Genomic DNA, 22,633 nt, shown 5'->3' with positions numbered 1-22,633 from the left:
ATGAAGAGAAAACTGAGTACACGTAACATTGCTATATTCCTGCTGTTAATCCTTTTTTTCAATACAATGAGTGCCTATATTCCTGACATCGCAAGCGCTTCTGAGAACACGGGTACATACGAACAAATCGCTTCCCGCTTTGGGGTATCTGACTCATTCATTCAGAACGAGCTGCAAAAAGGATACTCTTTAAATCAGATATATACGGTCCTTTTTCATGCAGAACAGTCGAATAAAACTTATGAAGAAGCCTTGGCGGAATTGTTTCCTAAGGAATTAAATCAATCAGAAACCGTTACGAGTGATGTTTATAATCGGTTAAATCAATCGCCTGCTAAAGACATCGTCATATTCAATGTTACGGATGACGTCTATGCGAATAACACAAAGGACCGTAGCTCGGTTACTGAAGATGTGTACTCGATTAGTAAGGCTAGATCGAACTCCTTAAATAAAGTCGACGATATTCCTGTACTCCCCCCAATAACCGAAGAAGCTCCGGTTTACGATAAAACATCGTTTAACGATGCTCCTTACTCTGTGGGAAATGAAAAAGAAAGCATCTCCACTCTTTCGGGTAACTTGCATGTCCAAAGTTCCGATATCTCGCTGCCGGGGAGAAATGGTCTTGGATTTTCACTTACCCGGCAATACAATTCCAACGATGCTCAATTCTATGGTATGGGAGCTACATTAATTGATGTAAGTGAAGTAAAGCAAAATTTCTACATCGAATTCAATGTAATTCAGAAGCCTATCATAAGACAATATAAGGTGAGCTATAACGAGAAGAAATGGATCCAGGAAGACACAAATGGAGATGGGGTTGTTGACCGCAGTACATACGATCTCCCTTCCACAACCAAAGTTGTAGGAACCTATTCAACATTGGAAGAGGCAAATCAGGCGGCAAGTCAAAAGATAACGTACAAGGTTCCTGCAGAGTCCAAAACAGTAACTGATTACAGAACGGCCAGGAATCCAGATTCGTTACCACAATCCATTCGTTATAATAAAGATGGCTTTGTTGGGAGTCTTGAACCTAGAGGACAAGTGGAAGTGAAATCAGGTTCATATACACCTCCGGGCTCTAAATATATTTCATCCTATAGTTGTGAAATCTATAAACCAGGGGGTTACGATAGTTATGGATACTGGTCTTCTTATATATATAATCCTGGCGATTCATGTGGTAAATCAAGTCTAGAATATAACGATGGTACCTATAGCGGAACTTTGTCACTTTGGAATGATTTTATATGGTTAGGTTGTCCTTCTCCTAATTACACAAAACGTAATTCGATATGCAATGTTCGAGGCGATGCTTATTATTCGGGGACAGTCTTTTCAAGGGGAACTGAGGATACCCGTATATGGGGTCAGAACTACGAAGGTATAGTTACCAAACCCGGGTACACCAGTGATACCGGCTATGATGCATGGGGCGACAATGGGCAGGGAGGAAGGATAAGGTACGCTTATACCGCTGACGGCTTACCATGGATCGATAAATCTGAAACTGAAGGAAATGGAAGTAAGGTTAAGAAGCAGACTCAGCTTTACTCTACACTGGAAGAAGCTGAAGCGTGGAAAGAGATTATCGCCAGCAATCCCGGTTTAGAGCTTACCGACTCAGAAGGAGGAGCTGAACCTAACTATCGTTATTATATTGCAGAAGGAGCTCATCCCGTTATAGGTGCAGTAACCGTAGAATATCAGCCAAAATTTATTTATCAGAATACGGTTCATACGCCGCTGAGCGAACAGCTTTTTCCATTAGGCAAAGGGTGGACCTGGAATCTTCCATATATAGAAACCAAAGATGACAAACAATATATTCATCTTTCCGAGGGTGGAAGTTATGAAGTTGAGGGAGACCAACTTAAAAATTATGATTGGAAGGGACTTACCCTTGTAGCGGACGAGAGCGTAAACGTAAATGGTGATGCATCAGCCTATGTACTAAAGTCAACCGATGCCCAGCCAAAACACTATTTCTCAAAAGACGGTAGATTACTGCAGATTTCGGATGCATATAACAATTTTATTCGCTTTTATTATGAACAAAATGCCACCTATAATCGCAAATTGTTAAGCAAAATTGAGGACGCCATTGGGAACACAATAGAAATTTCGTATTCTGGGACTGAGGTTACAGTTGTTAAAGGAAATGAGACAGTTGTTTATAAAAAGCATGCGGAACAAGGAGTTGAACTTCTCGATTCGGTAACAGATGCGGTGGGAAGGAAAACGACGTATTCCTATACTTTGGCTCCTGCAAAATTTAATTTAAATGCCTCAGAGCCAGGAAGACAGCTATCGAATCCATACGCGCTTCTGACCAAAGTGTACCATCCTACCGGAGCTGCCACCGTCTACAACTACGATGACCAACCGGTACGGCGCTATATTGGTGCGAATTCTGTTAACGAGGCTTACCGCGCCGTCTCGCGAGTGGATCAAATTATATATAGCAATGACCTTGTTGAGGAGTTTAATCGTGAAACGATGCATTATACCTCCGACATGGCTGCGGCTTATAACGATAATATAAGTTTTTCAACCAGTATAAATAATGGATTAACGAATTCTACGTATAAATACAATAAAAAATATATCGATAATAAAGTTGGCTCTAAATATTACCTGGAACAGGCCGTTGTTCAAGCAGGGGATATCGAGAAGGTAACCGGATATCAGTATGAGAAACAGGTACAGGACAAGTCGTATGCGGCGTCGGTTCCAACGATTACTACATCAAGTAATAATCAAAATTCAGATGTATATACTTCAAGTGTGATGTATGACGATTACGGGAATATTACGGAGTCAACGGATGATCGGGGCGCAAAATCTTACTATACGTATGATGGCAATCACCTCGTTAAAACAGCGTTAGAACCTCTTGATTCCAGCACTAATGGCTATGTTGAGTTTGTACGAAATGAGCAAGGCGATATTCTCCAAACTACTGTCCGCGAGAACAATGCGAGCGGCAAATTGCTGCAAAAGGTGGAGTATCCAGGCAGAGACTCGTACGGGAATGTAACCAAGCAAATCATTACTAATGATGATAAAACGGTTACTACTCTTAGCGAGTTCAGCAGTCAGTATGGTAATGCATTCCCTACTTTGCAAAGTGTAAAAGTGACGAATGCGGATGGAGATATCTCAACAGTCAGCAAAAAAATCAGCTATAACAAAGAAACGGGACTGGTCAGTGCTTCAACAGATGGAAATGGTCATGAAACCACTTATGAGTATGATGCACTTGGACGTGTGGAAAAGGTAACCTATGCGGATGGAACCAACATAGGCGCATCTTACGACGATCAGGAAAATACGGTAATCGTAACGAATGAATTGGGAGTGAAGTCTAAGACACGTTGGAATGCTCTCGGATGGAACGTTGAGACAGGCTTGTATAATGCTACAGAGTATCAAGTTAAAACAAAATCGGCTTATGATCACAATGGCCGACTTGTTTCGAGTGAGGATGCATTGGGAAATCTCATCAGATATGTCCACGATGGTTTGGATCGCCTGACATCAACAACTTACCCCGATGGTTCTATGGCTACAACGACTTACAATGATGCTCTTCGACAAGTAATACAAGCTGATGGAGAAGGCAATAAACAGATTAACACTTACGACAAGTGGAACAGAATGGAGACCATGGAAGAACAGCCTGCTAATCAGGATAAAAGCACGGTTGTGGCGAAATTCGAATACGATCGGGTCAACGACCAGGTTATAAAAGAATATGATGCTCTGAATAACACTAGTTCTTACAAGTATAATTCGTCAGGCAAAGTAATTTCGGTTACGGATCCTAACGGAGACATCACCAAGTATGACTATGATATGCTTGGGAATCTAATTCAAACCACCTATCCTGATGGCAACGTTAAGTGGAAGAGTTACGATGAGCTTGGACGTGTTATTCAGACCAAAGACGAAGTTGGCCAGTCCGAAAAGCAGTATTTTGATCCTAGTGGAAATGTAACTCGTGTGGTAGATCGAAACGGGAACTCGACAGTTTTTGAATATGACAGCCGCAATCGTTTGAAAACATGGAAAAACAGCAGTGAAACGGTAAGTTATACTTATGATGCAGCCGGTAAACGTCTGTCGATGACGGATGGAACTGGAACAACTGCTTACGAGTACGATAAATACACGGAACTGCTGAAGACGATGACTTACCCGGATGGATTAACTCTTACCAATCAATATGATGCAGGAAATAATCGAACACATATGGTGGGTCCATTCGGAGCCGAAACATTCTTCACTTACGACAACCTGAACCAATTGAAAACAGTAGGAAGTGTAGAAAAGCAACCGGATACAACGTATGAGTATTATAAAAATGGACTGGTTCAAGGCGCAGTTTCCAGTAATGGATACGAAACTCAAAATAGGTATACAGGCTCGAAATTGACGGAGTTAAATCATGTGCTGGCTGAAAATGTTACCAATCATTTCGAGTATGGTTATGATGAGAATAAAAATATCAGAGAGCGTCTGCAGAACGGCATTAATGATTTATTTACGTATGATGAGCTAAATCGCATAAGCACCTCGACAGAAAATAACGAGACTTACACCTATGACTCCCGAGGCAACCGTCTTACCTTGATGACGGATCAAGAATTAAAGCCGAAACCAAGAGAATACAGCTATGATGATCAAAATCGGTTAACTAAGGTGAGTGTGAATGGTCAAACCGTCGAATATCGATATAATGGAGACGGTCTGCTGGTTGAAAGAATTCAAGGCGGAGTACAAACCCGCTATTACTATGACAGCAACAGTGAACAAATTATAGCCGAAGCAACCATAGAAAACGGAAAGCCCAGTTTGGTTGCAAATTACACAAGAGGTCTGAAGCTGGAAGCTATAGAATATGCAGATCAAACCAAAGCCTATCCGTTATATAATGGACACGGGGATTTAATTGAGCTGAGAGACTCAGCAGGAGTGCTACTGAACCAGTATCAGTATGATATATGGGGAAATATCATTTCGGAACAAGAGAAAGTCCATAATCCATTCCGTTATTCTGGTGAGCTATGGGATGATGAGGTAGAGTTACAGTACCTGAGAGCCCGCTGGTACGATCCGTCGATTGGTCGATTTGTAAATGAGGATACGTATGAGGGGGAGCTTACCAATCCGCTAAGTTTGAATTTGTATACGTATGTGGAGAATAATCCGATCAAATTCATAGACCCAAGTGGAAACGATGCTATTATCGTAACTGCAAAGGCTGCTGCTTTTGGTGCAGGACATACTTCAGCGCTTTTCCAAGATAAAAATAATGATTGGTTTTATACGTATTGGGGAGATAAAGGAGTGATAGCAGAGAAGGTAAACCGAAACGTGAGCTCACTAGAAGAACTGAATGATTGGATCAAAGGTAAATCCTTTTCCGCTTGGAGTAGTACAGGTTACACAAGTAGTACTTACATTGAAGGGGATTTTACAAAATCTCTTGATTACTTTGAAGATAAATTGAAAATTTTTAATGGAGAGATGGGAGCAAAAAATAAGGACTACAATTTAATAACCAATAATTGCTTAGAGGTTACATCCGGTGCTTTGTCATTGGGAAATTTATATGATGGCACATCAGTTAAACGTTTTCTAACTAGCCCTGTTCTGTCGGGGGAGGTTATTCCAAATTCAGCAAGTATTTTATTTGAAGCGAATTTCTATAACAATTCATTTACGCTAGATGATTATAAAGAACAACTAAACAACAAGTTAGATTTTTATGAAAGCAACTGGTTTACTACGTTTTACTTTAATACAAATATTAAGGGCATAAATTCATTATTAAGCAATTAAGTCAAGGGAAAATATTAAAAATTTTGATTGGAGTTGAATAATTGAAAAAAAAGTTAATGGGCTTGATTCTTTTCATAATAACTGTTGGTGTATTGTCAATGGTTTATGTTATTTTTTATGGAACGCCGTGGGGAAAAAATGAATTTAAAAAAGATGTGATTAAGTACTTAAATGAAAAATATTCGCAGGAGATGATTATTAATCCAGATGCTCATTATAGTTTTAAATTGGGAACATACTCCATTAGTGTTAGCCCAAGGGACATAAAAGATATTCAATTTTCAGTATGGCAAACTCAAGGGAAAGAAGGCAAACTAGGGGATAATTATTTTATTAATTATTGGGCTTATCAAGCTAGTAATCATTTGAACTCAATTCTAACTGTGGCATCACCTAATAATACGATTTCAGGTAAAGTAGTCATACAGCATGAACCTGGTTTGAATAATTATATAAACTCAAAAATCATCCCTCCAAGTTATGATGAAGTCAAGGATCAATTGAAAAATGGGACATATATTTTCATCGATTTTAGAAGAGAGTTGGACTTGCAAAATATTGAGAAAGAGTACACGGACATCTACGATATTTTTCAGCATATTAAACAGAATGGTTTTACTTTTGATATTATCAAGGTAGACTTTAATAAACAAAATAAATTTAGATTAAACTATACGGACTTTATGGACATTCACGAAAGTCAAGATTTAAAGCACTTTTTAAATAAATAGTAGGAAGTGCTGTGATTTGTTTTTATTCCTCACCACAGGCGATATAAATCATCGCTTGTGGTTGTTTGCTCTCCATTCCCGGTCGGGGCGGCGGCTGGCGACAAGTATGATGTTTCGTTAACTGCTTAATAAAATGCGTCATGACATAACAAAATACTATCCTAATAATATATATAAAGACAGGAGGCATAATGGATTATGACAATCCCCCAAAAAGCAGTAGAGATGGACTATATTCTTGAGCGCGTGCTGGAGAACTTCGCCTGCCGAGTTCTATGGAGCGAAGGGCGCCCCTGCCTGGAATACCACCTTGACCAATTAGACGCGATTGCTGAGTATGTACGTACTCAATTCGGCACGGAGCTGCTGGATGTGTTTTTCACGGCTGTAGAGAGGTTGGAGGAGGAATAGGTCTTATTCGTAAATGATTTGTTGCTCCTGATTATAAATGAGGACGGAGGAGTCGCCCATGGTTCCTTCGCCATAGTCACCAACTACGGCATAGGCTCTTTTTCCTTCCTCGATGTCTAGCCGATGCCACTTCCTGTAATCAAAGGTAGCATAAATGTATTTTCCCTCTTGGAGCAGTTGTTCATCATGAACTTGGATCATTAGATAAGGGAACCCTGTCTGAACGCCAAGAATCTCAACGGGCTGCTCCTTATTCTCGTTGACGACCAGATCAGCACCGTATACCATTTTATCGTTCATGATTCTGAGCCAATACGCCCCGATCTTCACACCCCGCTTGTAGAAGATATAAGCAAAGGGTTGGTCCACCTCATTGTTGATTTTATAATCCAACACCTCTAGAACCTCCAGTTCACTAAACTGCTGAATATGGAGATCAGAAATCTGGCTATAGGAGTCCCTTTGCAAGAGGGGAACAAGTACCATAAGCAGAGCAATTAACAGCAGTCCCAAGCCTGGAAGCAGATAGCGTTTTTTTGAAATAGTATCATGAAAGATCAACTCCTGAATTCTATCATATCAATTCTATTTCCAATGATCGTACTAAATTTAAAATTACTGAGAAAATTATATATTTAAAAGGGATTATGGGTATGATTGTCGAATGTACTGCCTTAGTATGGTTCTAAAGACTTATATAGTGATGAAGTTAAGCCGAAAGAAGGTTCACATAATGACATTATTATTAGAAAAAGAATCCAAGGCAACGGTTAATGAAAGTATTAAAAAGAAGAATAATTACCAAGTAAAGTGCATGCCTATGTTGAAATGGGCAGGGGGAAAAAGAAGAATTTTAAAACACTTATTGCCGATAATCCCAAAGAATTATAAAAAATACTACGAGCCATTTTTTGGAGGAGGTGCGCTTTTTTTTGCCACTCAGCCGCAAAATGCTATTCTATCAGACACTAATCAAGAATTAATAGAATGTTATCAGTTTGTTAAAGATTCACCACAAGAAGTTATAGATAAGCTTAGATACATGGAGAATTCTAAAGATAACTATTTTAAAGTAAGAAATAATCTACCAGAGAATGGGCTCGAACGTGCTGCAAGGATAATCTTTCTAACTACGTTATCTTTTAATGGACTGTATAGACTCAATTTAAAAGGCGAGTTTAATGTACCATATGGTAATAAGGTACATATAAACCCGTGTGATGACGCTAGAATTATAGCAGTTAGTAAGGCTCTTAGGAACGCAGAGTTAGATTGTTGTGATTTTAGCCAGTCAGTAGATGGAGCCGGAAAAAATGACTTTGTATACTTTGATCCTCCATATGCAATAAGTCAAGGCAATGGTTTCGTAAAATACAATTCAAAAGTATTCACTTGGAATGACCAAGTAAGGTTAGCTAATGAAGCGACAAAATTAGTAGACAAAGGGTGTAAGGTTATTGTCAGTAATGCAAATGTTCCAGAGATTAGGGAACTATATAGAGGATTTAACTGTAAAATTCTAGAGAGACCATCAGTCATAGCTGCTTCGGGAGAGCATCGAAAGAAGATTACGGAATGCATTTTTTATAATGGTGGTGAAAACAATGTCTAATAATATTGAACCTAGAAATAATTTGGGTGCTGCTGCCCGGGCTAAGTCAAAAAATTATCAGACTAAAACAGTCCAATTAGCTGTATTAGAAAAATATCTTCATGAAGGGTGGGTAATAGAAAAAAAGAATAAAGCATCAGTAAGATTAAAAAAAGCCAAAGAGTCAGGAATTTTATTTGAAGACCGTGTCTGGACTCTATTATTTAAAATGGGTTTTCAATTTTTATCATTAGATAATGGTTTTACATTAATAAATCCCAAAGAACCTGATACGCCAGGTCAATTAATTGACATTGTGGGAATAGATAATGAAATAGCTTTAGGTATTGTATGTAAGTACTCTTATAAGCGAACGTTAGATCATCAATTACAAGAAGAAATTAGTAATTTTAGTAAAATAAGAGAACGCTTTTCTCGTTATATAAATAAGGAATTCACCTCTAATCATAAACGTCAGATTGTATTTGTTGAATTTTTATTCAATGTGTCCGTACCTGAAGAATTGAAAGATCTGGCTGAAAAGTCAAATGTTATTTTACTTGATGAAAAAGACCTTCAGTATTATGAAAATCTAGTATCTCATATTGGACCAGCCTCAAAATATCAATTTTTTGCTGATATGATTCCTGGTAAACGAGTTCCAGGTTTAGAAATAAGGGTTCCTGCCATAAAGACAAAGATGGGGGGGACAAATTGTTATACTTTTTCAATTACACCCGAATATTTGCTTAAAATTTCGTATATATCTCATAGAGCGAAAGGTAAAGCTTCAGATGTTAATACTTATCAGAGAATGATAAGTAAGTCAAGGCTTACAACAATAAAAAAATATGTAAGTGATAATGGGATATTTCCTAGTAATATAGTTCTTAATTTAGATCAAAAACAGGTCCAATTCGAAAAAATAGGAAACGATTTTAATGATAAACAGAGTATTGAAAATGGGATTTTAGGGTGGTTAATTATCCGCCCAACTTATAAGTCTGCTTGGATAATTGATGGTCAACATAGGCTGTACGCATACTCAGGACATGAGAAGGCATCTAATTCAAAGTTATCAATTTTAGCGTTTGAAGGTCTTCCTCCTAGTAAACAAGCTGAACTATTTATAGACATTAATGCTAAGCAAAAGAAAGTAAAGCAATCTCTTTTAGAAGAACTTTATGCTGAACTTCACTGGGATGCCGCTGACCCAGAAACCCGAGTAAGTGCTATAATTTCAAAAGCAGTTCAAGACCTTGGAGCAGATCCTGACAGTGCTCTGCATAATAGGATACAATCGGCAGATTTCCCAAAGGATACAATAAGGTGTATATCTCTGACCAGTATTTTTGGAGAATTACAAAAGGTAGGATTTCATATATCTAAAACTAAGAATGGGAATGTCATAGAATATGGACCTTTATGGGCAGGTGATAATGATTTAACTCTTAAAAGGACCCTTTATATTTTGAAAGGATGGCTTAATACAATCCGTGAGGGAACGAGGGATTGGTGGGATAAGGGATCAGCTGAAGGCGGAGGACTCGCAATGAATGATGGAGTTATAACATGCATTAGAGTTCTTAAAAGTGTTTTCCAGCATTTAGAGACAAAGGGATGCAATTTATCAAAGTTGAATAACAAGGAATTAATCCAAATGATAATGCCCTATAGTCAATTTCTTGTTGACTACCTGTCTTCCCTTACAGAAGAGGAGCGCAAAAGATTTAGAGATTTACGCGGGAGTCAAGGTCAAACCACCAGAACTAGAAGATGTCAACAAGCAATAAGAGATAGAGAGAGTACATTTAATCCACCTGGTTTGGATGACTTTATTAATTTAGAGAAGGCCCAAACTAACAATAAAGCAAAAACCATAATTGATTGGATAGAGGTTAATATGCAGAAATACGTACTTCAGGAACTCCAAGTAGAATTGGGAGGAGAAGAAACGAACTGGTGGATTAATGGTATTCCTCAAGCAGTAAGAGTTAAAGTTACGGAGCGGTTTGAGAAAGATGACGGACAGAGAGGGAAAAAAGAGTTTTACTTTGACCTTATGGATTACCGTAAAATAATCTTAGATAATTGGCAAATCTTTGAGGACTTATTTTCTTATAGAAAAACTGGTAATAAAGAAGCTAAAACCTCATGGTTGGTTTTTGTTAATGAGAAAAGAAATGCCGTAGCACACTCATCATCTGGAGTAACTCTCACTTTGGATGAACTCGCGCAATTGGAAGAATACAGAAATTGGCTTCAGCATCAATTTACAGGTTTGGAACAAGAGGAAATTGAGGAAGAGATAGAAACGTTATACAGTTGAATTGTATGGGTACGTTTAAAAATACCACCTAATCTAGGTGGTATTTTTATTATATAATTCAATAATCTCCCGAATATCTTCAATGTCTAGCGCCTCTGCGATTCTTTCAATATGACCAAAATTAATACTCTCGCGTTTACCATTAGCCAACTCACTTAATGCTGCATGTCGGACATCAGTCATTCGAGATAATTCCCGTAGAGAAATATTATGTTTTTTGGTCAACTCCTTTATTTTTACGACGACCTTTTTAGCCATTGATTCACCACTCCGTTCAGTTTGGCTTGACTATACGCATAAGCGTACCGTATAATGATGTTCATTCTGGTACTTATATGCGTAACAAAAAGAATTTTATATACAATTCAAAAAATTTGTAACATGCTAATCTATATATAAAAAGGAGGCCCCGCCCATGTCCCTTCTCGAATCCCTCTACCACGGAAATCTGCTTCCGCAGGAACAGATCGTCCCGCAGGACCCGCAATATCGTGAGCTAACCCGAGAACTGTCCAGTGCAATGATTGTATGGAAAAAGAAGCTAAGCAGCGCTGACTTCGCCGACTTGGAGGCGTTGATTGACTTGCAGCAGCAGGTACAAGGGATAGAGATGGCTGAAGCTTTTACGCAAGGATTCCGGTTAGGGGCCGGGCTGATGGTTGAAGTCCTCCATAAAAATTATCGCTGAACGCGCACCCGCAACCGGCCTTGTGAGAAAAGGCACGGGAAAGCGCATACGTGGACGCGTATAATAGCTACGATAAGCGAATTTGTTTCGGCATAATTCGTGAATTTTTTCACTTATATTGTGAAAAAAAACACAATGTTGAAGAGGAGCAGAGTACATGAGACATCTAAGTAGCAGGTACGCAAGATCGGGTTTTCTGGTAGCACTGGTATTTATTTTGATGATGGGGTTAATCGGTTGCAGTGGTAGCAACAAGGAAGCCGCCCCGGCAGCTACCCAAGGTCTGTATACACCAGGGACTTACACCGGGGAAGCCCAAGGCTTGCACAGCGTGATTAAAGTAGAGGTCACGGTTGACGAAAATACGATTAAGTCGGTAAAGGTATTGGAGCAGAAGGATACCGAGGGCGTAAGTGACGCGGTATTTACTACGATTCCAGAGAAGGTCGTTGAAGGACAGAGCTTGAAGGTTGACGTGGTATCCGGGGCATCCGTATCCAGCCATGGTCTGATTGATGCGATTGCAGATGCTTTGGCCAAAGCCGGAGCGGACGTTGATGCCTTGAAGAACAAAGAGCCGTTAAAGGCAGCAGCGAAGGAAGCCATTACGAAGGATACCGAAGTAGTGGTTGTCGGCGGGGGCGGAGCAGGTATTGCCGCTGCAGTATCCGCAGCCGAGAACGGTGCCAAGGTGATTCTGATTGAGAAATCCCCAGCCCTGGGTGGGAATACACTTCGTGCGGGCGGGGAGTTCAACTCCTATGACCCGGTCAGACAGCCAAAGGTCGAAATGACGCAGGCCTTGATTAACGATCTGAAAGAAATCTTGACTTACGACGAGAAGGAATTTGGAGATTATGCTGACACCCTTAAGACGGTGAAGGCGCAGATTAAGGAATATTTGGCGAATGGCGATACAACCAAGCTGTTTGATTCCCCTGAATTGCATATGATTCATACTTATATCGGCGGGAAGAGAACGGATTTGGACGGGAAAGAAATTTCGGGCAAGTTTGAGTTGGTGAAAACCTTGACCTCTAACAGCTATGGCACAATTGAATGGCTGGAAAGCAATGGTGTACAGTTTACAGATGGCATCGGTACCGTGCTTGGCGCTTTGTGGCCTAGAACACACCATAACGCTGAGCCGCTTGGAACAGGTTACATCAACAATATGGAGAAAAAGGCAACAGAGCTTGGTGCAGAAATCATGCTGAACACGAAAGCGACCAAGCTGATTGTAGATGGTGACCGCATTGTGGGGGTAACTGCCGAGCAATCGGATGGTACTCCAGTTACTTTGAACGCCTCCAAGGGTGTAGTTATGGCAACAGGCGGCTTCGGCGCCAATCCGGACATGGTGGTAGAATACAACAACTATTGGCCTGAGATGGACGCCAATATCATGACGACCAACACGGCAAATGCTACTGGTGATGGGATCAAGATGGGTAAGGAAGTAGGAGCGAATCTGTGGGGCATGGGCTTCATCCAATTGATGCCGAGTGGTCAACCGGGAACTGGCGCGTTGTCTGGCGGCGTATGGGGTAGTGCGGAGACGCAAATCTTCGTGAACAAGGAAGGTAAACGGTATGTGAACGAGTATGCTGAACGTGACGTACTGGCTGCTGCAGCTTTAGAGCAAACCGACAAAACCTTCTTCATCATCAGCGATAAAACCTCGCTCGGCAATCCTGACTTGAACGGGAAAACCGTATGGGGCGACAACTATCAGGATCTGATTAAGAATAAAAATATTTTTATGGCCGATACACTGGAAGATCTGGCCAAGCAAATGGGCGTGCCAGTGGACACTTTTGTAGCAGAAATGAAGAAATATAACACTTATGTAGAAAACCAACTGGACCCTGAATTTGGCAAGAAGAACTTTGGCCAAAAGCTGGAGACAGCTCCATTCTTCGCAACGCCAAGAACACCGTCCGTGCATCATACAATGGGTGGTCTGGAAATTAACGAAAAGGCTGAAGTATTGACCGCAGAGGGCAACCCCATCGAAGGCTTGTTCGCAGCGGGCGAAGTGGCGGGCGGCGTCCATGCAGGCAACCGTCTGGGCGGTAATGCCATCACCGATATCTTCACCTTCGGACGGATTGCCGGGGCTAGCGCAGCCAGCAATTAACTCGTGCAATCAAATAGCACAACAGCCATTGAGTAAGTATTATTCATGGGCATAAATCCCCCGTTGCTCTAACCGCTTTGATGCGGAGAGAGACGGGGGATTTTTTAGCTCTACAAGTGTGCCTGAAAGCCAGGATTATCCAGGATTAGCTTTCTCTGCGGCTATTTTTATACTCCAAAGGGGACAAGCCCACCTTGTTTTTGAAGACACGGCTAAAATAATACTGGCTTTTATACCCTACCTTGACGGAGAGATTGTTAATTTTGATATTGGAGGCGGCTTCATCCAGCACCTCCTTGGCTTTATTGATTCGTAGCTCGGTTACATAATCCAGAAAGGATTGGCCAATTTCCTGCTTCATACGCTTGCTCAGATAGGTCGGGTTCATATGGAACAAGGAGGCTACTCTGCCGACTGTTAATTCAGGATCCTGGTAATGGTCATTGATGTAATCGGTGACCTTATGCATGAAGACTGTCCCATTCCCACTAAAGGTGGAGATTGGCTGTTTCTGTGGCTTTGCGTGCTGCTTCCCGGGAAAGCGTTGTTGCAGGTGCTTATCCAGGCGATATAGTAATTGGTTCAGGTCGCTCTTGGGAACAGGCTTTAGAATATAATCGAAGGCCTGCAGCTTTACCGCCTGCCGGGCATATTCAAAATTGTCATATCCGCTGATAATGACCACTACCGTGGAGGGGTGACGTTGTTGCAGCAGATTGATTAAGTCCAGCCCATTCATATTCGGCATATTTATATCGATGAAGCAGACATGCGCCAATTGCTGCTCTAACTGTTCTAATGCTTCACTCGCCTGCCGGGCCTCTCCTGTGATGGTAAACGGGTATGGACTGCTCTCAACAAACTGTCTCAGGCCACGGCGAATAATAGTTTCGTCATCTACAATGATTACGTTCCACATCTTATTCTACTCCCATGCTTTGAAGTTTAGGCTGTTACTCTGACTCTTGGATTTGGCAGGGCAGCTGTATAGTCATGGAGGTTAGCGCCTCGCTGCTGCGTATGGTCAGACCATAGCTTTTCCCGCATAACAGCCTGATCCGGTGGTTCACACTGTATAAGCCGAATCCGGCAGCTTTGGAGTCATGCAGGTCCTCCCGCAGCGCTTGATTAATGCGGGTCAGCTTATCTGGCGGGATGGGCAACCCATTATTCTCCACATGAATCAGGAGCCGATCCTTGTCCCGATATGCGCGGATCGCAATGGTGCATCTATGTCCTCCCAAAGGCTTGATTCCGTGATAAATGGCATTCTCGACAAGGGGCTGTAACATAAAGCGAATGACACCGCATGGCAGCAAGCTTTCCTCATAATTCAGCTCGTAATCCAGAATATCCTGATACCGTACACATTGAATATACAGGTAGCTCTCAACATGTTGAAGCTCCTGATCAAGTGAAATAAAGGGCTCTTCATTGCCAAGGCTAAGCCTGAAATACGTGCTGAGTGCCTCTATCATTTCCACAATATTGTCTGCACCGTATTCCTGGGCTGTCCACTGAATGGTATCTAGCGTATTGTATAGAAAATGTGGCTTGATCTGCTCATGTACAAGCCTGAGCTCAATATCCTGCTTCTCCTGCCTGGAGCGATATAGCTGCACGAGCATTTCGTTAAAGCTTCGGGCGAGATCACCAATCTCATCATTCCGCGACTCATCAGCGCGTATGTGCTGATTTCCTTGCTGCACATTTTTCATGACCTGCCGCAAAGCCTGAATGGGTCGAATAATAGAGGACAGCAGCGCCATCAGCAGCACAATAAATACGGCGCCAAGCAGACCGCCGATAAACAGGGCTGTCCGCTGTGTCCTTACCAAAGCAAGTGACAATTCTGAATGTGGTACCTCCAGCACTAGCTTCCAGCCTCTCACACTACCGATGGGGGCTTCAAACAGACTTGCCTTATGGTCACTAGCCTGACGTTGGTAGATGCTTTCGTTGTCAGGCTCTCCTCCCGGCTCATCGGCGCCATTCACAATCAGTTGGCCAAGTTGATCATACAGGGAGATATTATGAGCGATTGCCTTCATTTTCTCTAGCGATACACCAGCAGCAATGTAGGCAACCTCATCGTTCGCCCTTGGCTGGATAGGATAAAGAATCACAACAATCTCCACGCCGTTCGCCTTGGAGACGATCGGGTGACTAACCACATACTGGGCCTTGGATTCAATCAAGTGCTGATAATAAGGGCGATTCATGATCGAAAAGGGCTTGCCAGAGATTCCCCAGGAATAGGCCTTCAGATCAACCACACGAATCGACTCATACTCCTCCCTCTTTCTCATTTCCAGCCGATGAGTCTCCTGTAGAAGCTGCTGTCTTGACCATTGATGATCCGAAGCCAAAGCAGCGAGTGTATCAATCTCACTAATACGTTGCTTGAACCAGTAATCGATCTGATCGCTGCGGGCATCGAGCACCTGCTGAGTTAAACTTTTGTTCAAAGGGATCACCGTATGGTTCATCTCCATGTAAATCGTCGCGAGCAGGGCGAGAAACAGAAGCACAAAGCAGCCGCCTGCATAAAATAGAAGCTTGTTCTGAATAGAAGTCATCGGGAGTTGATCGTCCCTTTCTAGCTGTTAACTATGATCTATCGGATAAAGTCCGAAAAAGACAAGGAAAATCAGGAATGTGCAAATACAGCTTGCTAGATTCGTTCTATAATAGCTCTTGTGCATATTTTCACATTAAATACTACTGGTGTCTAGTTGTCTTTGGATACTGGCTAGAATCTTTATGAAGAGGGGAAGAGAACATGAAGCAAAATTTCACAACCAAAGTATTAGCCATGCTGCTAACCATAGGTTTGGTATTGGCCATGGCTGCCTGTGGACAGCAGGAATCTTCTGATGAAGGCAGCGGGGGAACTCAAGTAGTTGAAGGTGTCGGGCAGGGGAAGCACGGAGACATTAAAGTAAAGGTTACCTTTGCGGATGATAAAATTACCGATATTCAGGTAGTGGAGCATCAAGAGAATGAAGTGCTGGCAGAGCCAGTTTATACACAGCTTAAGGAAGTGGTCATGGCCTCGAATAGTGTCGAAGTGGATGCCATTAGTGGCTCTACAGTCACCAGTAAGGGATATTTGAGTGCCATTCAGGACGCCATTGCCAAATCAGGACTGACGCTTGCTGCGGTAGGGGCTGTATCCAATACATCCCAGCACCAGGAAGAAGCAGAGCAGACGTTTGATGTCGTGGTTATCGGCGGAGGCGGAGCTGGCTTTAGCGCAGCGATTGAAGCGAATTTGGCTGGTGCCAAGGTGGTTCTGTTGGAGAAGATGCCAACTGTCGGCGGCAATACGCTTATATCTGGTGGGGAAATGAACGCGCCTAACAACTGGGTACAGCAAAAGCTAGGTATTACCGATGATTCAGCGGATCTATATTATGAAGATACGATGAAGGGCGGAGATAACCTGGGGACGCCAGAGATGGTGCGGATTTTAGCAGATAACGCGCTTGCTTCCGCCGAGTGGCTGCGTGATGAGATTAAGGTTGAGTTCCTCCCGGATCATCTGTTCCAATTCGGTGGGCATTCGAGAAAGCGTGCCTTGATTCCGGTAGGTCATACGGGGGCGGAACTGATTACTAAGCTGAAGGCCAAGACGGAGGCACAAGGTGTTGCCATTAAAACGAATATGAAGGCAAACACACTGATTACGAACGATCAAGGCAGAGTTACGGGAGTGGCGGCTACTTCCGGAAATGGAGAACAAATTATTTTCCATGCGAACAAAGGGGTTGTGCTGGCTACGGGCGGCTTTGGCTCCAATGTAGAGATGCGCAAGCAATACAATCCCGAAATGGACGAGAAGTACATGTCCACCGATACCCCGGGAACCACGGGAGACGGAATTGTGATGGCTCAGGCGTTGAGCGCCAAGCTGACGAATATGGAATATATCCAGACCTATCCGGTGTGCAATCCGGAGACCGGGGTCATCTCTCTGGTTGCTGATTCTCGCTTTGACGGTGCTATATTGATTAATCAGGAGGGAGAACGCTTTGTAGAGGAACTGGAGCGCCGAGATGTCATCTCGAAGGCGATCCTTGCGCAAACGGGCGGCTACGCCTACCAATTCTGGAATCAAACGATTGCCGATATAGGCAAGACCATTGAAGCGCACCAGGATGAATACGATATGCTGGTGAAGCAGGGGCTTTTGCATAAGGCCGATACGATAGAGGAGGCTGCGAAATTCTTTAATGTAGATGTAGACACGTTGAAGGCTACGGTGGAAAAGGTAAATCAATACGCAAGTACAGGAGATGACCTTGATTTTCATCATCGCAGTGGACTGGTCTCATTGAAGACTGGACCTTATTACATTCAAAAGGCAGTACCTTCTGTTCACCATACCATGGGTGGCCTTGTAATCGATGAACAGGCCCATGTAATCAAGGAAGACGGAAGCATCATTTCAGGACTCTATGCGGCAGGCGAGGTCACCGGCGTCATTCATGGCACTAACCGTCTGGGCGGGAATGCGATTGCCGATATATTCACCTTCGGACGGATTGCCGGTGCTAACGCGGCCAGTAACTAAAACCTGTACAACTAAAGCCAAAACTAAAGCAGTCTCGTATTGTTAATCTTTAAATATACAATTATTAAATTAAGAAGCGTATCTAAGGACAAATCCTGTGAGGGAGGCGTCCTTTTTATTTTGACATTAGTGCATTCCCATCTAAGCTATGTTGCATGTAAAGCTGGTTTAAAACCAATAGCAGGGCTTTCAATGGATTTAATAAATCTAGGCAATTCTCTTAATCTAGCGTAAATAGTCAAAATCTATACTCTACTTGGGTTGAAAACAACATAAATACATGATAAACCCACAATAATCCACAGGGAGTGCGAGAGAACATGAAATATGGAGTAAAGAAAATGTTGTCGCTTGGCCTAGTTCTGTGTTTGTTGATGTTGACGTTGGCAGCATGTGGAGGAGGGACGGGCGACACACCGGCCCCCACTGCGGACGGAAATGCTGAAGCTCCTGCAGAGGAATTAACACTGGCTGAATTGGAGGCTAAAGCCAAGGAGGAAGGCTCTGTCGTTAGCGTGGGAATGCCGGATACGTGGGCCAACTGGAAAGACACCTGGGAGGATTTGAAGAGCAAGTATGGCTTGGAGCACTCGGACACGGATATGTCGAGCGCGGACGAGATCAATAAGTTTGAAGCGGAGAAGAACAAACCGACGGCCGACATCGGCGACGTAGGGATCGCCTTTGGTCCGGTAGCAGTGGATCGCGGCGTGACGCAGCCATACAAGACCTCCTATTGGGACGAGATTCCCGAGTGGGCCAAGGATGCGGATGGACACTGGATCGTAGGCTATCAAGGTTCGATTTCTATCTTTACCAATACGGATCTGGTGAAGTCTCCGCCACAAAGCTGGGAAGATATGAAGAACGGTGACTACAAAATTATCGTTGGCGATGTGACCAAGGCAGCCCAGGCCCAAATGGCTGTGCTCGCAGCAGCTATAGCCTTTGGCGGAGACGAGACCAATCTGGAACCAGGGATTGCCTATTTTGAAGAGCTGGCTAAGCAAGGCCGTTTGTCGAACGCAGAAGCTTCGCTGGCAAATATGGAGAAGGGCGAAGTCGAGGTCACTTTATTGTGGGACTTCAACGCACTTAATTTCAAGGACCAACTGGGGCCGGATAAATTTAACGTAGCCATCCCGCAGGAAGGCAGTGTTGTGAGTGGATATGCCACCATTATTAATAAATATGCGCCTCATCCGCATGCAGCGAAGCTGGCACGGGAGTACATCTTGAGTGATGAGGGTCAAATTAATCTGGCGAAGGGCTATGCCAGACCTATCCGCGAGAGCGTAGAACTACCCGAAGATGTGGCGGCCAAGCTGTTGCCTGCCGAGGCCTACACAAGCGTGAAGCCTGTGAAAGACTATCAGGCATGGGAAGAAGCCGCAAAGAAGCTGCCTCAATTGTGGCAAGAGCGCGTGCTGGTACACATGAACTAATCCATGAACTAACCACACGGTAGTTACTTCAGCGGTGCGTCAACCGTCCCGGACGAATGGCGCACCTTTTGCTCGAAGCAGAGGAGTGAGAAAGGTGAAGCGTAAAAATCGCTGGTTCTGGCTGGGGCTGCTGCCCTTCATAGCTATGGTGGCGTTGTTCCAATTGGTTCCCATCGTTTCGATGGTGACCGGGAGCATCAGCTCGGGATCGGGCTTGACGTTGGAATATTACGGTCGTGTCTTTCAAAGCGAATATTATCTCAAGGCCATTCAGAATAGTCTGTTGATTTCGATATTTTCCAGTGTGATCGGGCTGATAGCGGGCCTCGTATTTGCTTATTCCATTACACGCTTCTCCCCCAAAATGCGGGATCGCTTGATCATGCTGTCTAATATGACCTCCAACTTTGCCGGTGTGCCGCTGGCCTTCGCTTATATTATCCTGCTGGGCAGCAATGGGGTATTTACACTGCTGTTCAAGCAGTGGGGCTGGGATGTCTTTGCCGGTTTTGATCTATATAGCTGGTCGGGATTGGTGCTAGTATATGTCTATTTCCAGGTGCCCCTCGCCTTGCTTCTGCTGTATCCCTCCTTTTACGGCATTCGCGAGCAGTGGAAGGAGGCGGCGTCCTTGTTAGGCGCAAGCACGTGGCAATTCTGGAGAACGATCGGTATTCCGGTGCTGCTTCCGGCCGTCTTCGGCACGCTGGGCATTCTGTTCGCCAACAGTATGGGAGCTTACGCCACGGCATATGCGTTGGTAGGAAGCAACTTCAATCTGCTTGCCGTGCGAATCGGCAATCTGGTCTCGGGCGATGTCGTGAGTGAACCGCAGCTTGGCAATGTACTCGCCGTAATTCTGGCGTTATCCACCCTGCTCGCCGTCTATCTGAATCATAAGATGATCCAGCGTGCGCAGCGGTTTCAGCCAGGAGCCCCGGATGCAAGAGCCTCTATTCGCCGCAAGGGCTTCAAGCTGAAATCGCCTGCACTGAAGGAGGAATTATAATGCACGCATCCGGAGAGCGGCGGGCAGGCTGGGGACATCGCACCTTAATACTGGTGCTGCTCGTTTACTTGTTCCTTCCATTGCTGGCAACCTTCATCTATGCCTTTGCCAAGGACTGGCAAACCACAATCCTCCCGGAACGCTGGACGCTGGAATGGTTCAGCGAGATGTTCACGGATGTACGATTTATGGACGCCTTATGGAAGTCTCTTTATTTGTGCCTGATCAGTGTGGCGTTGAGCCTCGTGGTTATGCTTCCTGCGGTATTCATTATCACGGTGTATCTGCCGGGTCTGGAGAGCTTCATGAAGGGCGTTGTGGTGCTGCCCTATGCGGTACCCGGCGTAGTTGCAGCCGTGGGTCTCATTCGTGCCTATTCTTCCGGGCCCATCAATATTTCCGGGACGGCCTACATTTTGATCGGAGCCTATTTCGTCATTATTCTGCCTTACATGTATCAGGGAATTCGCAATAGCCTGCTGACAGTATCCGCTGTGGAGCTGCTAGGGGCGGCTGAAATGCTAGGGGCGAGTCGGATCAAGGCCTTCATCACGGTGATTTTGCCCAATATTTGGCCCGGAGTCATGACTTCAACCCTGCTGTCCTTCTCTGTATTGTTTGGCGAGTTTGTGCTGACAAATATGCTGGTCGGTGGTCACATCCAGACGATTCAGGTGTACCTGATGCGCAGAATGAACGAAAGCGGGCACTTGGCCAGCGCCATTGCCATCTCTTATTTCTTGTTCATTCTGATCTTGTCTATGGTGTTGATGCAGCTTGGCAAAAAAGTAAACAAGGGGATGTCCAAATGAAGCCATATTTGAGGCTGGAAGGGATTCGCAAGCAATTTGCCGGGAATACCGTGCTGAGCCAAGTGAATCTGGAGATTCGCGAGGGGGAGCTGGTCACATTGTTAGGACCCTCTGGATGCGGAAAAAGCACGCTGCTTCGCTGCATCGCCGGCTTGACGGAGATGGACGAGGGGCAGATCTGGCTAGATAATCGGCCTATTGCAGAACTGCCGCCACGCAGCCGGGAGATCGGCATGGTATTCCAATCCTATGCGCTATTTCCCAATCTGACGGTCAGCGAGAATATTGAATACGGGATGCGCATGCGGAAGGCATCCAGAGAGGCCCGGCGGCAGCGTTCGACGGAACTGCTGGAGCTTATCGATCTGGTGGACAAGCGCAATGCGTACCCGCAGCAGTTGTCAGGAGGTCAGCAGCAGCGCGTCGCCTTGGCCCGTTCCTTGGCGGTACGGCCCAAGGTGCTTCTGCTCGACGAGCCGCTTAGTGCACTGGATGCCAAGATACGCAGAAATTTAAGGAGCGAGATTCGCGAAATTCAGAAAAAATTTAATATGACGACGATCTTTGTCACCCATGATCAGGAGGAAGCATTAACCTTATCGGATCGGGTGTGCCTGATGAATCAGGGCAACATCGTGCAGCAAGGAGCACCCGAAGAAATCTATTCTGCCCCAAAAACGGAGTTCGTGGCCCGATTCATGGGCAGCTATAACGTATTGTCCCGGGCTGAGGCGCTGCGTTTATTCGGAACGTTGGAGGGGGAAGCCGAGAGCTTCGCCATACGGCCGGAGGCGCTCGCTCTTCTGGATCAGGAACGAGAGAGCACGAAGCTGGCATCAGGCAAGCAAATCGTGCAGGGGACCGTGCATTCTGCATCCATTTTGGGCAATGTCATTCGTTATGCCGTGGATGCTGCGGGACTTCGGCTGACCGTTGATCAACTGAACGATGGACGGTCCTTGCGCAGGGAAGAGAACAGCACGGTGAAGCTGGCCTTGGATCCTGCGCAATTGCTGCATTTGGAGAAGGAAGGGGTTTAGGAAAG

At 44.1% G+C, this 22,633-nt stretch carries 16 protein-coding genes; 12 read left to right on the top strand and 4 right to left on the bottom strand.

Features of this window, described 5'->3' with window-relative positions; genetic code table 11:
* From C557_RS0110085 to C557_RS0110075, 3 genes are all read left to right on the top strand, one after another.
* Entirely contained in the window at window positions 1-5,856 is a 5,856-nt protein-coding gene (locus C557_RS0110085; protein ID WP_018751743.1) for an RHS repeat-associated core domain-containing protein, read from the top strand.
* Window positions 5,857-5,897: 41 nt separating this feature from the next.
* Window positions 5,898-6,587 carry a YfjL-like protein gene (locus C557_RS0110080; RefSeq protein WP_018751742.1) on the top strand — a complete coding sequence of 230 codons (690 nt, stop codon included), beginning with the start codon at window positions 5,898-5,900 and terminating at the stop codon, window positions 6,585-6,587.
* A gap of 198 nt (window positions 6,588-6,785) precedes the next feature.
* A complete protein-coding gene (locus tag C557_RS0110075) occupies window positions 6,786-6,998 on the top strand; it encodes a hypothetical protein (protein ID WP_018751741.1) in 213 nt (70 codons plus the stop codon).
* A 3-nt stretch (window positions 6,999-7,001) separates the two neighbouring features.
* Here C557_RS0110075 and C557_RS0110070 read toward each other — a convergent pair whose 3' ends face one another.
* On the bottom strand, window positions 7,002-7,394 hold the full coding sequence (locus C557_RS0110070) for a hypothetical protein (RefSeq protein ID WP_169338219.1): 393 nt from the start codon (window positions 7,392-7,394) through the stop codon (window positions 7,002-7,004).
* Window positions 7,395-7,731: 337 nt separating this feature from the next.
* On the opposite strand from C557_RS0110070, the gene C557_RS0110065 reads away from it, so the two are divergent.
* Together C557_RS0110065 and C557_RS0110060 are read left to right on the top strand one after the other, a co-directional pair.
* Window positions 7,732-8,610: a DNA adenine methylase gene (locus tag C557_RS0110065; RefSeq protein ID WP_018751739.1), complete on the top strand. Its 879-nt coding sequence runs from the start codon at window positions 7,732-7,734 to the stop codon at window positions 8,608-8,610.
* Window positions 8,603-10,918 (top strand): DGQHR domain-containing protein, encoded by a 2,316-nt coding sequence (locus C557_RS0110060; RefSeq protein ID WP_018751738.1) that lies wholly within the window; start codon window positions 8,603-8,605, stop codon window positions 10,916-10,918. The genes C557_RS0110065 and C557_RS0110060 overlap by 8 nt, the downstream gene beginning before the upstream one ends.
* Window positions 10,919-10,951: 33 nt before the next feature.
* On the opposite strand, the gene C557_RS0110055 is transcribed toward C557_RS0110060, so the two are convergent.
* Window positions 10,952-11,176, bottom strand: coding sequence for a helix-turn-helix domain-containing protein (locus tag C557_RS0110055; RefSeq protein ID WP_018751737.1), 225 nt, complete (start codon window positions 11,174-11,176; stop codon window positions 10,952-10,954).
* A gap of 157 nt (window positions 11,177-11,333) precedes the next feature.
* On the opposite strand from C557_RS0110055, the gene C557_RS0110050 reads away from it, so the two are divergent.
* Together C557_RS0110050 and C557_RS0110045 are read left to right on the top strand one after the other, a co-directional pair.
* Window positions 11,334-11,606: a DUF6809 family protein gene (locus C557_RS0110050; RefSeq protein WP_018751736.1), complete on the top strand. Its 273-nt coding sequence runs from the start codon at window positions 11,334-11,336 to the stop codon at window positions 11,604-11,606.
* Window positions 11,607-11,763: 157 nt separating this feature from the next.
* Window positions 11,764-13,746: a flavocytochrome c gene (locus C557_RS0110045; protein WP_018751735.1), complete on the top strand. Its 1,983-nt coding sequence runs from the start codon at window positions 11,764-11,766 to the stop codon at window positions 13,744-13,746.
* Window positions 13,747-13,891: 145 nt separating this feature from the next.
* Here C557_RS0110045 and C557_RS0110040 read toward each other — a convergent pair whose 3' ends face one another.
* The gene (locus tag C557_RS0110040; RefSeq protein ID WP_018751734.1) at window positions 13,892-14,665 is read right to left on the bottom strand and encodes a response regulator transcription factor; all 774 of its coding nucleotides are present in this window, start codon (window positions 14,663-14,665) and stop codon (window positions 13,892-13,894) included.
* Between the two features lie 34 nt (window positions 14,666-14,699).
* Window positions 14,700-16,325, bottom strand: a complete 1,626-nt coding sequence (locus C557_RS24170; RefSeq protein ID WP_018751733.1) for a histidine kinase — start codon at window positions 16,323-16,325, stop codon at window positions 14,700-14,702.
* A 203-nt stretch (window positions 16,326-16,528) separates the two neighbouring features.
* On the opposite strand from C557_RS24170, the gene C557_RS0110030 reads away from it, so the two are divergent.
* The 5 genes from C557_RS0110030 (at window position 16,529) to C557_RS0110010 (ending at window position 22,628) form a co-directional block, all read left to right on the top strand.
* Window positions 16,529-18,322 (top strand): flavocytochrome c, encoded by a 1,794-nt coding sequence (locus C557_RS0110030; protein WP_018751732.1) that lies wholly within the window; start codon window positions 16,529-16,531, stop codon window positions 18,320-18,322.
* A gap of 320 nt (window positions 18,323-18,642) precedes the next feature.
* The gene (locus C557_RS0110025) at window positions 18,643-19,767 is read left to right on the top strand and encodes an ABC transporter substrate-binding protein (protein WP_018751731.1); all 1,125 of its coding nucleotides are present in this window, start codon (window positions 18,643-18,645) and stop codon (window positions 19,765-19,767) included.
* A gap of 94 nt (window positions 19,768-19,861) precedes the next feature.
* Window positions 19,862-20,776 (top strand): ABC transporter permease, encoded by a 915-nt coding sequence (locus C557_RS0110020; protein ID WP_018751730.1) that lies wholly within the window; start codon window positions 19,862-19,864, stop codon window positions 20,774-20,776.
* Window positions 20,776-21,588 (top strand): ABC transporter permease, encoded by an 813-nt coding sequence (locus C557_RS0110015; protein ID WP_018751729.1) that lies wholly within the window; start codon window positions 20,776-20,778, stop codon window positions 21,586-21,588. Before C557_RS0110020 ends, C557_RS0110015 begins: the two co-directional genes overlap by 1 nt.
* Window positions 21,585-22,628 (top strand): ABC transporter ATP-binding protein, encoded by a 1,044-nt coding sequence (locus C557_RS0110010; RefSeq protein WP_018751728.1) that lies wholly within the window; start codon window positions 21,585-21,587, stop codon window positions 22,626-22,628. Before C557_RS0110015 ends, C557_RS0110010 begins: the two co-directional genes overlap by 4 nt.
* Window positions 22,629-22,633: the final 5 nt, after the last annotated feature.

Origin of the sequence: Paenibacillus sanguinis 2301083 = DSM 16941 (assembly GCF_000374825.1) — a bacterium.
In the GTDB taxonomy this organism is placed as follows: domain Bacteria; phylum Bacillota; class Bacilli; order Paenibacillales; family Paenibacillaceae; genus Fontibacillus; species Fontibacillus sanguinis.
Note: the sequence above shows the minus strand (reverse complement) of the source record. Positions and strands in the feature narration are given on the sequence as shown.